Below are 13,763 nucleotides of genomic sequence, written 5' to 3' on the forward strand. Positions count from 1 at the left end.
CGCGGCGCCGACGATCCTGACGACCCGGTACGTCTCGGTCCGGTAACGGCGACGGAGCGACCGGTCGGTCGCGCTCGGGTCGGCCGCGCTGGGTCAGTCGCCGACGGTCAGTCGCCGACGGCCGCGGCAGCGCGCTCGAGGGCCGAGCGGAGGGCGCGGACCGCCGGCGACGAGGACCCGGCCGCGCGGACCACCGTGAAGATCGTCCGCCGCGGGTGCTCCGGCAGCTCCACCAACCGGCACGTCGTCGTCCGCCCCGTCCACATGAGGTCCGGCATGAGGCTCGCGGCGTTGCCGGACTCGACCAGCCGGATCTGCGTCTGCAGGTCGGCGGTCTCGTACCGCACGTCGGGCTCGAAGCCCCAGCGACGGCAGACCTGCTCGGCGAAGTGCCGCGACGCGGTCCCTCGAGGCTCCATCACCCACGGCAGCGCCGCGGCGTCCTCGATCGACGACACCGGCGCGAGGGCCGTCTCGACCGGGGGCAACGCCAGCCGGACGGCGTCGGTCGTGAGGTCCTCGCGTTGCAGTCCGGGAAGCCGCGGTGCCGCGTGCGCCGGGTACTGCTCGGCGATGACCATGTCGAAGTCCCGGATCCACGTCTCGTGCAGTGCGGTCTCCGGCTCGCGCTGCACCATCTCGATGCGGACGTCCGGGTGCTCGGTCGCCATCGCGTGCAGCGCGTTCGGCATCAGGGCGAGCGCCGCGGACTGGAACACCGCCACCCGGATCCGACCCTGCACGGTCGGCATGGTCTCCTCGACCTCGGACTGCGCCCGCTCGAGGACGTCGAGCACGTGCCCCGCAGCCTGGACGAGCACCTCGGCCTGCGGGGTGAGCTGGAGCCGCCGTCCGGCCTTGCGGAGCAGGGGGACGCCGGCCTCCCGTTCCAGGGCGGAGAGCTGCTGCGAGACGGCCGACGGCGTGAAGTTCACGGCCTCGGCCACGGCGGCGATCGTGCCACGGATCGAGAGCTCCCGGAGGAGGACCAGGCGGCGGACGTCGAGCATGCCGACACTTTAGTGTCGCTGATGGGTATCCGTCACGAAACATTGCTTCCGCTTCAGCATGGCGGGCTCCACACTGATGCCATGACGACCCTGCACGAGCACCCCGCCACCGACCACGACGCCCTCGCGGACCAGTCCGTCGCGCTCGTGCGACAGTGGCTCGCCGAAGCCGAGACCTACCCGGTCGACGGCTCGGCGAAGCAGCTCGCCGGAGTGCTCGCCGACCCCGCCGGCCTCGACTTCGCCGTCGGCTTCGTCGACGGCGTCGTCCGCCCCGAGGACCTCGGCGTCGCCGCACGCAAGCTCCGCGCGATCGCGCCCGGAGCGCCCGGCTTCCTGCCCGCCGCACTCCGCGGGCTCGTCCGACTCGGCGGCGGGATGGCACCGGCACTGCCCGGCGTCGTCGTCCCGATCGCCCGCCGCGTGCTCCGCGACATGGTCGGCCACCTCATCGTCGACGCGACCGACGCCAAGCTCGGGCCGGCCATCGCGAAGATCAAGCGCGACGGCGTCCGGCTCAACGTCAACCTGCTCGGCGAGGCCGTCCTCGGCGAGGGCGAAGCGGCCCGCCGACTCGAGGGCACGCACAAGCTCCTCGCCCGTGACGACGTCGACTACGTGTCGATCAAGGTCTCCTCCACCGTGCACCCGCACTCCCCGTGGGCGTTCGACCACGCGGTCGAGGACATCATCGAGAAGCTCCGGCCGCTGTTCCGCCGTGCGGCGTCGGCGTCCCCGGCGAAGTTCATCAACCTCGACATGGAGGAGTACAAGGACCTCGACCTCACCATCGCGGTCTTCACGAAGCTCCTCGACGAGCCGGAGTTCTTCGGCCTCGAAGCCGGCATCGTGCTCCAGGCGTACCTGCCCGACGCGCTCGCCGCGATGGAGCACCTGCAGGAGTGGTCCGCCGCCCGCCGTGCCCGCGGCGGTGCCGGCATCAAGGTCCGCCTCGTCAAGGGCGCCAACCTGCCGATGGAGCAGGTCGAGGCGTCGGTGCACGGCTGGCCGCTCGCCACCTGGCACACCAAGCAGGACTCCGACACCAACTACAAGCGCGTGCTCGACTGGGCGCTGACGCCGTCGCGCATCGAGAACGTCCGCGTCGGGGTCGCCGGCCACAACCTCTTCGACGTCGCGCACGCCTGGCTGCTCGCCGGGGAGCGCGGCGTCCGGGACGGCATCGAGTTCGAGATGCTGCTCGGCATGGCGCAGGGGCAGGCTTCTGCGGTCAAGAACACCGTCGGATCGCTCCTGCTCTACACGCCCGTCGTGCACCCGCAGGAGTTCGACGTTGCGATCGCCTACCTGATCCGCCGCCTCGAGGAAGGCGCGTCGCAGGAGAACTTCATGTCCGCGGTGTTCTCCCTCGTGTCCTCGCCCGCCCTGTTCGCCCGCGAGGAGGAGCGTTTCCGCACGTCGCTCGCCCCCCTCGCACTGCCCGGTGGGCTCGACGCCCCCGCATCGCACCGCGTCGCGGACCGCTACGCAGCCGTCGGTCGCCCCGGCCCGGGGCACTTCGAGAACACGCCGGACAGCGACCCGTCGGTCGCCGCGGTGCGGTCGTGGGGTGCGGCGATCACGGACCGGGTCGCGTCGTCGACGCTCGGCGTCCGTGCCGTCCAGGAGGCGCGGGTCGACTCCGCCACGGCGCTCGACACCGCGCTCGGTCGCGTCCGGGAAGCCGGTGCCGTCTGGGGGACCTGGTCCGGTGCCGCGCGTGGCGCGGTACTCCACGCCGTCGGCGACGCCCTCGAGGCGAACCGCGCGGCCCTCGTCGAGGTGATGGCGTCCGAGACCGGCAAGACCATCGACCAGGCCGACCCCGAGGTGTCCGAGGCGATCGACTTCGCGCACTTCTACGGTTCGCTCGCGTCCGAGCTCGACGAGATCGACGGCGCGTCCTTCACCCCGGCCGCCCTCACGCTCGTCGCGCCGCCGTGGAACTTCCCGGTCGCGATCCCCGCCGGGTCCACCCTCGCCGCGCTCGCCGCCGGGTCCGCCGTCGTGCTGAAGCCCGCGCCGCCCGCCGAGCGCTCCGGTGCCGTCCTCGCGTCGATCATCGAGACCGCGCTCGACGCCATGGGCGCCCCGGCCGACGTGCTCGCGTTCCTGCAGGTGTCGGAGAACGACCTCGGGCAGCAGCTCGTCGCGTCCCCGCTCGTCGACCGGGTGATCCTCACCGGGGCGTACGAGACCGCTTCGCTGTTCCGGTCCTTCCGGCCCGACCTGCCGCTGCTCGCCGAGACCTCGGGCAAGAACGCGATAATCGTCACCCCGTCCGCCGACCTCGACCTGGCCGTGAAGGACGTCGTCGCCTCGGCCTTCGGGCACGCGGGGCAGAAGTGCTCGGCCGCGTCCCTCGTCGTGCTCGTCGGCTCCGTCGCCACCTCGCGGCGCTTCCGGTCGCAGCTCATCGACGCGGTGTCGTCGCTGACCGTCGGCTACCCGACCGACCCCACCACGCAGATGGGGCCGGTCATCGAGCCCGCCGCCGGCAAGCTCCTGGACGGCCTGACGACGCTCGGCGCGGGGGAGTCGTGGGCGGTGCAGCCCGCGAAGCTCGACGACTCCGGCATGCTCTGGAGCCCCGGCGTCCGTGACGGTGTCCGCCGCGGGTCGGCCTTCCACCGCACGGAGTACTTCGGGCCGATCCTCGGCATCATGACCGCTCGCACGCTGGACGAGGCGATCGACATCGTCAACGAGGTCGACTACGGCCTGACCTCGGGCCTGCACTCCCTCGACCGCGCCGAGATCGGCACCTGGCTCGGGCGCATCGAGGCGGGCAACCTCTACGTCAACCGTGGCATCACGGGCGCGATCGTCCGACGCCAGCCGTTCGGCGGGTGGAAGAAGTCGGCCGTCGGTGCCGGGACGAAGGCCGGTGGGCTGAACTACCTGCTCGGGCTCGGGTCGTGGGCGCCCGCTCCGGCCGTCTCCGGTTCGGCTCCCTCGTCTCCGGTCGCCGCGTTCGTGCGTGCCGCCGGTGTGGCGTCGCCGTCGCTCGACCGGGCCGTGGAGTCCGACGAGCAGGCGTGGGCGTCGCTGTTCGGCACGGCGACCGACGTGTCCGCGCTGACGGCGGAACGGAACATCGCGCGGTACCTGCCGTACCCGGCGGTTCGGGTGCGCCTGGCTGCCTCTGCCTCCGATGACGGGGTCGCCGATCTGGTCCGCGTCGTCGCGGCGTCCGTCCGCGCCGGCACCACGATCGACGTCTCGACCGTGTCGACCCTGCCGTCCGGTGTCGCATCGGCCGTCCGGGCGCTGCCGAACGTCCGGTCGCTGACGCAGTCGCACTCCGACGCGGCGTTCGCCTCGGCGGTGGCGAGTGGTCCGTCCGGGCGCGTGCGGCTCATCGGCGGCGACACGTCGGCGCTGTACACGGCGATCGGTGGGCGGCCTGACGTGGCCGTGTACGGCGAGCCGGTGACCGAGGCCGGGCGCCTCGAGGTCCTGCCGTTCGTGCGGGAGCAGGCGGTGTCGATCACGGCGCATCGCTTCGGCACGCCGAACCACCTGACCGACGACCTGATCTAGCGCGGTACGCAGCCTGCAGCCGCTTGCGCGAGGCTGGCGGTCGGCTCGATCGAATAGGTTGAGCGAGTGGATCGAGGGACACTCCCAGATGAACCCCGGGAGCGACGAGTCAAGGTCGCAGACCGGGTAGGTGCTGCCCTGCTTCTCCCAGCACAGGGTGGGTGGCTTGCTCTCGCTCTGGCCTACGGCGGAGCCTGGTGGGCAACCTGGGCGATACTCCTTGCTGCACTGTTGGCCGTTGTGATCTGGATGTTCGCGATGGCGCGGCGCTCCAACCGACCACGTCGATCGCTTCTCCTGATCACTGTCCTGGTGCTGATGCTCGGGTGGGTTGTCGCTGCTGTCGTAGTTCGGAGCGCACTATGACCGCGTCGGCACGCCGGACCACTTGACGGACGACCTGATCGAGCGCGGCTGCCGGCGCCGTGCCGCGGTGCGTCGCGCGCCGCGCGGTGCGTCGGCCCGGCGGCGCGTCGACTGCGGCGCACAACCAAAGCGCTCCCGAACCACGCGAACCCGTGGTTCGGGAGCGCTTTGGTTGTTCGGGGACGATCCGCGCCGGGCGGCGTCAGGCGGTCACGGGCCCCGGTGCAGGAGCAGCTCGATGAGGGTCAGGCCGGGGCCGACGATGAAGAGACAGCCGATCACCCGGATGAAACCCGGCGTGATGATCGAGGCCGCCCAGTGGTCGCCCTGCAGCTGTTCCAGCTTCCGGCCCCAGCGGGCGAACTGCTTCGGGAACACGAGCAGCACGACGCCGTACGCCATGAGGACGATCGAGATCCAGAACCACGAGCCCACGCGTCGAGCCTACGGCTGTCCGGTCGCCGCACGGTCGGGGCGTCCGGTCAGGTGGGGCGCGTTGCGTCGGGGTGGTGCCGGACCCTGCCGGCCCCCTTCCCTGAGGAGCACTCCCGTGACCGAACCGTTCGCCCGACCCACCGCACTCGCCCACGTCCGCGTGACCGTGACCGACATCCACCGCAGCAAGGCCTTCTACCAGCAGCTGCTCGGCACCGACCCGGCGATCGACTTCAGCGACCAGGTCGACGAGCCGGGCGTCCGCGAGGACCGGGAGCGCTTCTACGGCGGCAGCGTCTTCCGTCTCGGCGACCAGGTGTTCGGGCTCCGTCCAGTGGCGCCGGCGGGGCAGCGGTTCGACTCGGAGACGGTCGGCCTCGACCACGTGAGCTTCGTCGTCGGGTCGGTGGACGAACTCCACGAGGCGGCCGCGCGACTCGACGCGGCCGGGGTGGAGCACGGCGAGGTGACTGACCTCGGTGACGCGGGCATGGTCATCCTGTCGGTGCAGGACCCCGACGACATCAACCTCGAGCTGGCGGCTCTGAAGGGCTGACGCGAGCTATCCTCGACGCATGCGCATCGTGCGGGTCATCGGCCGGGGGATCGGCTTCGTGCTGTCGACCATCGTGAAGGTGATCGGCACGCGCAACGGCCACGACTCGGCCGGTGACGACCTCGCGGTGCGGCTCAACAACCCCCGCCGCGAGGACTACCGCCCCTGAGGCTCGTTCGCCGCCATGGTCATCGTGGCGGTGACGAGCTCGCGCAGGTCGTCCGGGAGGGGGATCGGCCGACGGGCGCCCTCGCGGTCGATGATGACGTGCGCGAACTCCCCGGTCGCGAGCAGCGCGCCGTCGGACTGCCGGAACAGGCCGAACTCCCACGACAGGCTCGTGTTCCCGAGGTGCTTCGACCGCATCCCGACCTCGATGACGTCGGGCCACACCGCCGACTCGACGAACCGGCAGCTCGACGACACGAGCACCGCGATCCACTCGGACGCAAACGGGTCGAGGCCGGCTTCCTCGCGGAACCAGTAGGTGGCCGCGTTGTCCATCGCGCTGTAGTAGATCGTGTTGTTCACGTGCCCGAACATGTCGTTGTCGTTCCACCGGGTGGGGTAGAGCCGGACGAAGGGGTAGTCGGCGATGGTCATCGGGCTCCTGTCGTGGTCGGTCGGAGGACGTACTCGAACGTGGCTCGTGCGCGTTCGGGGTCCGGCGTCTCCCCGGAGATGAGGTCGGCGTACGTGAAGGACTCGGAGATCCGGACGAGCAGCCGGGCGAGCTCCTCGGCGGAGAGCGGCGTCGGGTCGAACGCACCGGCGACGCGTTGCTCCTCGACCAGGGCGGTGACCCGGCCGACGAACCGGCTCTGCACGTCGCTCTCGGTCGTGGTCAGCAGACGGAGTGCCCGTGCGGGCTCGCGGGTGAGGAACGACCGGAAGTAGGGCGCGTCGATCAGGTCCGCCGTGAACCGGTCGAGCACGTCGATGATGCGCGGGGCTCCGGCGGGAGCAGCCGCGGCGGCGGCCGCGTCGAACGTCGGCACGGCGAGGGACCAGAGGATCTCGGACAGCAACCGGTCACGGTTGCCCACCCACCGGAACAGCGACGTGCGGTCCACGCCGAGCGAGGCGGCGAGCGCGCCCATGTCGATGCGTGAGCCGGCGATGAAGGTGTGTCGCGCCTCCCGGAACGCGCGCAGCGCAGAATCCGATGTGTACACGCGCTCCTCCCTTGCAACGTTTCGCAGAATGATGCACGATCAGTGTATGTCACTGACGACGGCCATCCCCGCGCTCCTCGAGTCCGACTTCTACCGGTTCCAGGAGGGGTTGACCGACCAGGAGCGCGAGTCACTCGGACGGCTGCGCACGTACCTCGAGTCCGACGTGCGCCCGATCGCGGACGAGTACTGGGCGCGCGCCGAGTTCCCGATGCAGGTGATCAAGCCGCTGTCCGAGCTCGGCATGTACGGGCCGGGCATCCCGCTCGTCCGGCAGTTCGAGAACTCGGCGGTGTACCGCGGGTGGGCGGCGCTCGAGCTCGGGCGTGTGGACGCCAGCGTCGCGACCTTCATCGGGGTGCAGTCCGGCCTGGCGATGAACTCGATCGCGGTGGCGGGCAGTGACGAGCAGCAGCAGGAGTGGTTGCCGCGCATGGCCTCCGGCGAGCTCGTCGGGGCGTTCGGGCTGACCGAGCCGCTGTCCGGCAGCGACTCCGCTCGGGGGCTCCGCACGACGGCCCGGCGCGAGGGCGACACGTGGGTGCTCGACGGCGAGAAGCGCTGGATCGGCAACGCGACCTTCGCGGACGTCGTCGTGATCTGGGCGAAGGACGTCGCCGACGGTCAGGTGAAGGGCTTCCTCGTCACGACGGACACGCCGGGGTTCACGGCGACGAAGATCGAGGACAAGATCGCACTCCGCGGGGTGCAGAACGCCGACATCGTCATGACCGGCGTCCGGGTGCCGGAGTCGCGCCGGCTGCAGCACGCCGACTCGTTCCGCGCGACCGCCGAGGTGCTCCGCCTGACCCGCACCGAGGTGGCGTGGCAGGCGATCGGCATCGCGGTCGGCGCCTACGAGGCCGCGCTCGACTACGCCCGTTCGCGCGTGCAGTTCGGCAAGCCGATCGCAGCGCACCAGATGGTGCAGGACTTGCTCGTGAAGTCCCTCGCGAACATCACCGCGTCGATCGCGCTGTGCACGCAGGCGTCGGCGATGCAGGACGCCGGCACCGGGGCAGACGAACACTCGGCGATGGCGAAGGCGTTCGCGACGGCGAAGATGCGCGAGACCGTGGGGTGGTGCCGCGAGGTGCAGGGCGGCAACGGGATCGTGCTCGAGAAGGGTGTCGCGCGGTTCTTCGCGGACGCCGAGGCGATCTACTCGTACGAGGGGACGCGCGAGGTGAACACGCTCATCGTGGGGCGGGCGATCACGGGGCAGGCTGCGTTCGTCTGAGGGGCGGGCCGGGCGGGGCTGGGCTGGGCTGGGCCGGGCCGCAGCGGAAGCGTTCGGGTGCCGCTGCGGAACGACACGATCGTTGTCGTACGACAGTGGACGTGTCGTTCGTTGCGCGTGCAAGGGTTGCGGACGCGCGGGTGCGAAATTGCCGAGGTCGTACGACAGCGACGATGTCGTTCGTTGCGTGTGCAACGGTTGCGGGCGCGCGGGTGCGACATCGCCGATGTCGTACGACAGCGACGATGTCGTTCCGGCTCGGCGCCTCCCCACTGACGCCGCGCGCCGCCCCGCTACCCGAGCAACTCCGGCCGCCGCCAGTCGCCCCCGAGCACGTGCTGCTCGAGGAACGCGAACACCGTCTCGTACCAGACCACCGAGTGCTGCGGCTTCAGCACCCAGTGGTTCTCGTCCGGGAAGTACAGGAACCGGTGCGGCATCGTCCCGTCGTCCGCCGCGTGGTGCTCCGCCAACTCCGACCAGAGACGCAGCCCCTCGCCGATCGGCACCCGGTAGTCCTTGTCGCCGTGGATCACGAGCATCGGTGACGTGATGTCCGCGACGAACCGGTGCGGGTCGTTCTCGTGCAGCCCGGTCTCGTCGAAGATCGACTGCCAGTACTGCGACATGTCCGTCGTGCCGTTGAACTGGTCGAGCGCCCAGAGGCTGGCGTGCGTGACGATCGCCCGGAACCGGTCGGTGTGCCCGGCGACCCAGTTCGCCATGTAGCCGCCGAAGGACCCGCCCATCGCGGCCGTCCGGGTCTCGTCGACGTCGTCACGGGCGACGACCGCGTCCGTGATCGCCATGAGGTCGGTGAACGGCGCCTGCCCCCAGGCGTTCCAGCCGCGGTTGATGAAGTCGAGTCCGTACCCGGTCGACAGTGCCGGGTCCGGCAGCAGCACGGCGTACCCACGGGCCGCGGCGAGCTGCGGGTTCCACCGCCAGGACCACTGGTTCCACGAGTTGAGCGGACCACCGTGGATCCAGAGCAGCAGCGGATGCGGGGCGGTGCCGGCGTCGTCGTTCGGCAGGAGGAGCCAGCCGCGGACGCGGGAGCCGTCGGCCGCGGTCGTCTCGACCTCTTCGAGGTGGCCGGGCACCTCGGGCAGCGGCGCCGGGGTCGGCAGGGTCGTCACGGTGCCGTCGGCCTCGATCCGGACGGGGTGCAGCGGCGCGGCCCAGGAGGCACGGAGCGCCACCACGGTCCCGCTCACCGCCGCCACGCGCAGGCTCGAGTACGCCCAGTCGTCGTGGGTGAGCTGCTCGACGGCGCCGCCGTCGAGCGGGAGCCGGAACACCGGTGCGCGACCGTCGTGGTCCGCCGTCGCCAGGAGCGCACCGTCGTCGTGCGCGAACACGAGCTCGTTCGGCCAACGGTCCCACTCGGCCGCGATCCGCCGTGCGTCGGACAGCGCGGACCCGTCGAGCCGGGCGATCCAGATCTCCTGCTCGGTCGCACCGCGGGGTGTGAACCGCTCGGTCCGGACCCATGCCAGCGTCCGGCCGTCGTGGCTGATCGTCGGCATCTCGTGGTCGACATCGGGGTCGTCGAGCAGCACGGTGCGCGTGCCCGTCGCGACGTCGAACGCGACGATCGTCGAACGGGACCCGCGGGCTTCCTGCACGCCGACCGTGGCGACGACGACCGAGCCGTCGGGCGTGAGGACCCCGTCGACGTGTTCGAGCGATCGCCCCGGAGCGGGGGTGAGGTCGGTGAGCGCGGGGAGGTGCGCCGGGTAGGACGGTCCGGCATCGTCATCGGAGGGATCGGCGGCGGTCGCTGACGGTGTGGTCGCCTGCTCCTGCAGCGTCCCGAGGTCGAGCGTCAGCACGTGCGTCTCGTCGGGGCCGAGGTCGTGGTCCCAGAACCGGACCGGGTACGTCTCGTGCAGGATCGCCTGCACCTTCCGGTCCTTCCGGCGTCCGCGCAGCTCGGCGTCGGCGGCGACCACGCCGGTCCGGTCCGTGCCGGCACCCGGCAGCAGCCCGGCCGTGACCGCGATGGTGTCCGTGTGCGATGCGGTGTCGAGGACGCCACCGACCCCGCCCGCGAGCTTCGTGACCGGTCGTGCCTCACCACCGGCAGCGGGCAGGACCCAGAGCTGTGCGGCGTCGCTGTCCTTGTCGCCGTCGCCGTCGGGGCGGCCGGAGACGAACAGCAGGTCACCGGTGCGCGTGAACGAGACGCCGCCTTCGCCCTTGGCCGAGCGCGTCAGGCGCACCGGAGCGGCCGCAGCGTCCGCCGTTCCGGGGACCGCCCAGACCGACCGTCGGTAGCCCGTGCCGTCGGCATCGAGCACGCTGACGGTCAGCGCGACCCGGGAGCCGTCCGGACTCACCGCGATCCCGTCCACGCGGGGGAGGGCTGTGTACTGGTCGAGGTCCGAGAACGGCGTCGTCATGCACCCACGCTAGCGGCGCTCCCGGAACCCGACACGGTCACCCGGCGGTCTGTGGAGAACTCACGCCCAGAACGCGGCGATGCCCTCGGCCACGGCAGCGCCCTGCGTCCGTCCGGCATCGGCGGCGGGTGCCTGAGTCGACAGCGAGAGCGAGTTCGTGCCGAACGCCTGCTGCGAGGTGCTGTCCGCGACGACGACCTCGACCGAGCTGCCGGCAGCCCGGAGCCCCTCGACCGCGACGTCGAGCCACGGCCCGAGCGGCGACGGACCCTCAGGACCGCACGCGATCACGAGGACGCGTTCGTACCCGGCGGCGACGTCGGCGTTCGTGGCGGAGCGCATGCCCCCGTCGACGTAGGGACGGCCCTCGATCCCGACCGGTGACCAGACGAGCGGCACCGAGCAGCTCGCGGCGACGGCGCGGGGGAGCGGCACGGCGTCGGCCGCGGTGAGCACGCGGAAGGTGCCGTCGGTCGCGTCGATCGCGGTGAGGGCGAGCGGCTTCGCCGGCCACTCCGTCGACGGGAGGGTCTCGGCGAAGGTGGCCGTGCGCTCGTCGTCGGTCTGCCCGTCGGTGGTGCGCTGGGCGAGGAGGCCCAGTCGGGCGCGGGCGTCCTGGTCGGACGAGGCTCCCTTGAGCACGGCGCCGATGCGCTGCTGGAAGTCCTCGCCGTCGATGGGGACGGGTTCCTCGTAGGTCGTCGGGACGGCTGCGTGCTGCTGGTCGTACGCCTGCTGCACCGCGCCGTACCGGACGAAGGTGCCGACGACGCTGCCGGCGCTGGACCCGACGACGAGGTCCGCGGCGTCGAGGTCCACCCCGGCGTCCTGCAGGGCGGACAGCACCCCGAGTTCCCAGGCGATGCCGGCGACGCCACCACCGCCGAGGACGAGTGCTCTGGTTCCGGGCGCAGGCGTGGAGACGTCGGTCATGCGTCTTGCTTACCAGGTGCAGACGACGCGCAGGGGCGCGCAACGCGACCTGTGGAGAGCGACCGAGCGGGGCACTGGTCGGCACACAGGAGGACGGGAGGCGCGGTGCGGGCCCGCACCGCGCCTCCCGTCCCGTGGTGGGTGCGCTGGGTCAGACGCCCGCGGTCGAGCGGATCCAGCTGGCGGACTGGGTGAGGACGGCGTAGTTCGAGCCGGCGTGGGTGTTCGCGCCGGGGTCGGCCACGTCGCCGGTCGAGCAGACGCCGACGACCTTGCCGTTCACGACGAGCGCGCCGCCGGAGTCGCCGTGGTTGGAGGCGCCGGTCACGCCGGTGACGTGCTGCGCGCGTCCGCCGTACGCGTCCGTGGAGCTCCCCGTGAGGTTGACGGTCGCCTGGTAGAGCCCCGTCGTCGGCACGCTGTTCGCGCGGTTGCCGTAGCCGAGGATCGTGCCGGTGCCGGAGCTCTTCGTGGTGTACGCGAGGTCGAGCTGGGCGTACGAGGAGAGGGTCTTCGGCGTGCTGAGGTGCACGAGCGCGATGTCCCCGGACGGCGCGGAGTAGAGCCGGTCCGCCGCGGTCGCCGCGCCCCGGTTCGTCGTGCTGTTCGAGTGGTAGACGTTCATCGCCGTGGTGCCGTCGACGCAGTGCTCGGCGGTGAGCACCCACGAGGCGTTGAGCTGTTCGCCGGTGCACCCGTACGTGCCGGTGCCGCCCTGCTGGAAGACGAGCTGCACCTCCCACGGGGTGCTCGGTGCCTGCTCGCCGCCGATGACCTGCGGTGAGACGGTGGCGGCGCTCGCCGCGGTCGCGCCGAGGCCACCGCCGAGCAGGGTCATGGCGGCGGCTGCTGCGGCGGCTCCGGCGAGGGCGAGGCCTCTGAGGTTCGTTCGCTGCTTCATGGCCCGATCGTGCTCGCCCCCTGTTCGGGGGTCAAGTCCGCGTTGCAGGGGACAACAACGTCACCCTGTGGACAACTCCGTCAGCGTCGGTGGGGTGTCCTAGCGTCGTCGACATGACAGGGGACCAGGCCACGACGGGTCGTGGGCGACGCCGGGCCGGAGCGGTCGTGTGGCCGATCGTGGTCGCGACTGCGCCGACCGCTGCCTTCCAGCTGCCGAACCTCGTCGTGGCTCCAGGGGTGAAGGTCTCGCTCGTCGTGTTCGGGCTGGTCGTGCTCGCTGCCGCGGTGGTCGTGCAGGTCGTCCGCGCCCGACGGGCCGAGGCGTCGGTCACGGCTGCGGCGGCGGTGGCGCGGTCGACCGAGCTCGAGCAGGGGACGGCCGTCCGGTACGCGTTCGGGCAGCTCGCCACGCGGCTCGCCCGGTTCGCCGAGCTGCATCGGCGGGACCGCCGGCAGGAGTTGCCGGCGTTCGCGGACCGGGTCGCCGTGGCGCTCGCGTTCTACCTGCTCCCCGGCGTGCCCGACGTCCGTGCGAACGTCTACCAGCTGTCGGAGGACCTGCGGGGCCTCGAACCGATCGGGCACGGGGGTGCGGAGGACACCGCCGGCGTGTTCCGGGCGGGGACCCCGTACGGCGACCGCAACCTCGACTGGGTGTTGGTCGGCGGCGGCCCGCGGGTGGTCGGCGACCGTGCCACCGACGTCGACGCCGACGAGGACCTGCCCGGGTTCGAACCCCGCTACCGCTCGTACGTCTCGGTCGTGATCCGGTCGGAGGAGTACTCGTTCGGCATGCTCACCGTGGACTCGCCGGCGCCGGACGCGTTCACCGACCTCGACGCCAAGTACGTCGCGCTGATGGCCTCGTTCATGGCCATCGCGTTCTCGCTCGCGACCCCGTTCCCGGACCGCGACCGCAACCGCAGGAAAGGCCCGTGATGCGCACACGATTTGTCGGACGCTCGACGTACCATCCCCACATGACCATCGTGACCCCCGAACCGAAGCCCTTCGGTCGGTCCCGGGTGTACACCCCGAACTGGACCGACGACACGACCGACGCCGACTACGAAGACCTCGAGGTCATCGCCGCCAACATCGAGCGGGAGCGGGTCGCTGCCCGCCGCCGTTTCGAGGCACGCCTCGCTGCTGCGCTCTCCCGCTGAACCAGCCCCGCGGCGCCGACCACCGGAGCGC

Annotated in this window: 13 protein-coding genes; 6 read left to right on the top strand and 7 right to left on the bottom strand. The window is 71.6% G+C overall.

The genetic code is table 11. The features are described 5' to 3' along the window. Positions 1-107: 107 nt before the first annotated feature. A complete protein-coding gene (locus QE359_RS11250) occupies positions 108-1,010 on the bottom strand; it encodes a LysR family transcriptional regulator (RefSeq protein ID WP_071301834.1) in 903 nt (300 codons plus the stop codon). An 81-nt stretch (positions 1,011-1,091) separates the two neighbouring features. Here QE359_RS11250 and QE359_RS11255 point away from each other — a divergent pair, with 81 nt between their 5' ends. Further along, a complete protein-coding gene (locus tag QE359_RS11255) occupies positions 1,092-4,553 on the top strand; it encodes a bifunctional proline dehydrogenase/L-glutamate gamma-semialdehyde dehydrogenase (protein ID WP_309779229.1) in 3,462 nt (1,153 codons plus the stop codon). A 576-nt stretch (positions 4,554-5,129) separates the two neighbouring features. Here the strand turns inward: QE359_RS11255 and QE359_RS11260 are convergent. Then, positions 5,130-5,354, bottom strand: a complete 225-nt coding sequence (locus QE359_RS11260) for a hypothetical protein (protein WP_309779230.1) — start codon at positions 5,352-5,354, stop codon at positions 5,130-5,132. Between the two features lie 115 nt (positions 5,355-5,469). Here QE359_RS11260 and QE359_RS11265 point away from each other — a divergent pair, with 115 nt between their 5' ends. Further along, entirely contained in the window at positions 5,470-5,910 is a 441-nt protein-coding gene (locus tag QE359_RS11265; RefSeq protein WP_070418603.1) for a VOC family protein, read from the top strand. A 19-nt stretch (positions 5,911-5,929) separates the two neighbouring features. After that, positions 5,930-6,079, top strand: a complete 150-nt coding sequence (locus tag QE359_RS11270; protein WP_309779231.1) for a hypothetical protein — start codon at positions 5,930-5,932, stop codon at positions 6,077-6,079. Here the strand turns inward: QE359_RS11270 and QE359_RS11275 are convergent. Together QE359_RS11275 and QE359_RS11280 are read right to left on the bottom strand one after the other, a co-directional pair. Continuing rightward, positions 6,067-6,513 (bottom strand): thioesterase family protein, encoded by a 447-nt coding sequence (locus tag QE359_RS11275; RefSeq protein ID WP_309779232.1) that lies wholly within the window; start codon positions 6,511-6,513, stop codon positions 6,067-6,069. The two genes, QE359_RS11270 and QE359_RS11275, sit on opposite strands and share 13 nt — an antisense overlap. Beyond that, complete coding sequence (locus QE359_RS11280) at positions 6,510-7,085, bottom strand: QsdR family transcriptional regulator (protein ID WP_309779233.1); 576 nt, start codon at positions 7,083-7,085, stop codon at positions 6,510-6,512. Before QE359_RS11280 ends, QE359_RS11275 begins: the two co-directional genes overlap by 4 nt. 46 nt (positions 7,086-7,131) lie before the next feature. On the opposite strand from QE359_RS11280, the gene QE359_RS11285 reads away from it, so the two are divergent. Next, positions 7,132-8,325, top strand: a complete 1,194-nt coding sequence (locus QE359_RS11285; RefSeq protein WP_071296679.1) for an acyl-CoA dehydrogenase family protein — start codon at positions 7,132-7,134, stop codon at positions 8,323-8,325. A 293-nt stretch (positions 8,326-8,618) separates the two neighbouring features. Here the strand turns inward: QE359_RS11285 and QE359_RS11290 are convergent, their stop codons facing one another. From QE359_RS11290 to QE359_RS11300, 3 genes are all read right to left on the bottom strand, one after another. Beyond that, positions 8,619-10,730 carry an alpha/beta fold hydrolase gene (locus QE359_RS11290; RefSeq protein ID WP_309779234.1) on the bottom strand — a complete coding sequence of 704 codons (2,112 nt, stop codon included), beginning with the start codon at positions 10,728-10,730 and terminating at the stop codon, positions 8,619-8,621. Positions 10,731-10,790: 60 nt separating this feature from the next. Beyond that, positions 10,791-11,663, bottom strand: a complete 873-nt coding sequence (locus QE359_RS11295) for a patatin-like phospholipase family protein (RefSeq protein WP_309779235.1) — start codon at positions 11,661-11,663, stop codon at positions 10,791-10,793. 151 nt (positions 11,664-11,814) lie between these two features. After that, positions 11,815-12,564 carry a S1 family peptidase gene (locus QE359_RS11300; RefSeq protein ID WP_309779236.1) on the bottom strand — a complete coding sequence of 250 codons (750 nt, stop codon included), beginning with the start codon at positions 12,562-12,564 and terminating at the stop codon, positions 11,815-11,817. A 113-nt stretch (positions 12,565-12,677) separates the two neighbouring features. Between QE359_RS11300 and QE359_RS11305 the strand changes: the two genes are divergently transcribed. Together QE359_RS11305 and QE359_RS11310 are read left to right on the top strand one after the other, a co-directional pair. After that, on the top strand, positions 12,678-13,505 hold the full coding sequence (locus QE359_RS11305; RefSeq protein ID WP_309779237.1) for a GAF domain-containing protein: 828 nt from the start codon (positions 12,678-12,680) through the stop codon (positions 13,503-13,505). A gap of 41 nt (positions 13,506-13,546) precedes the next feature. Next, the gene (locus tag QE359_RS11310; RefSeq protein ID WP_309779238.1) at positions 13,547-13,732 is read left to right on the top strand and encodes a hypothetical protein; all 186 of its coding nucleotides are present in this window, start codon (positions 13,547-13,549) and stop codon (positions 13,730-13,732) included. Positions 13,733-13,763: the final 31 nt, after the last annotated feature.

Origin of the sequence: Curtobacterium sp. SORGH_AS_0776 (assembly GCF_031453355.1) — a bacterium.
GTDB lineage: Bacteria > Actinomycetota > Actinomycetes > Actinomycetales > Microbacteriaceae > Curtobacterium.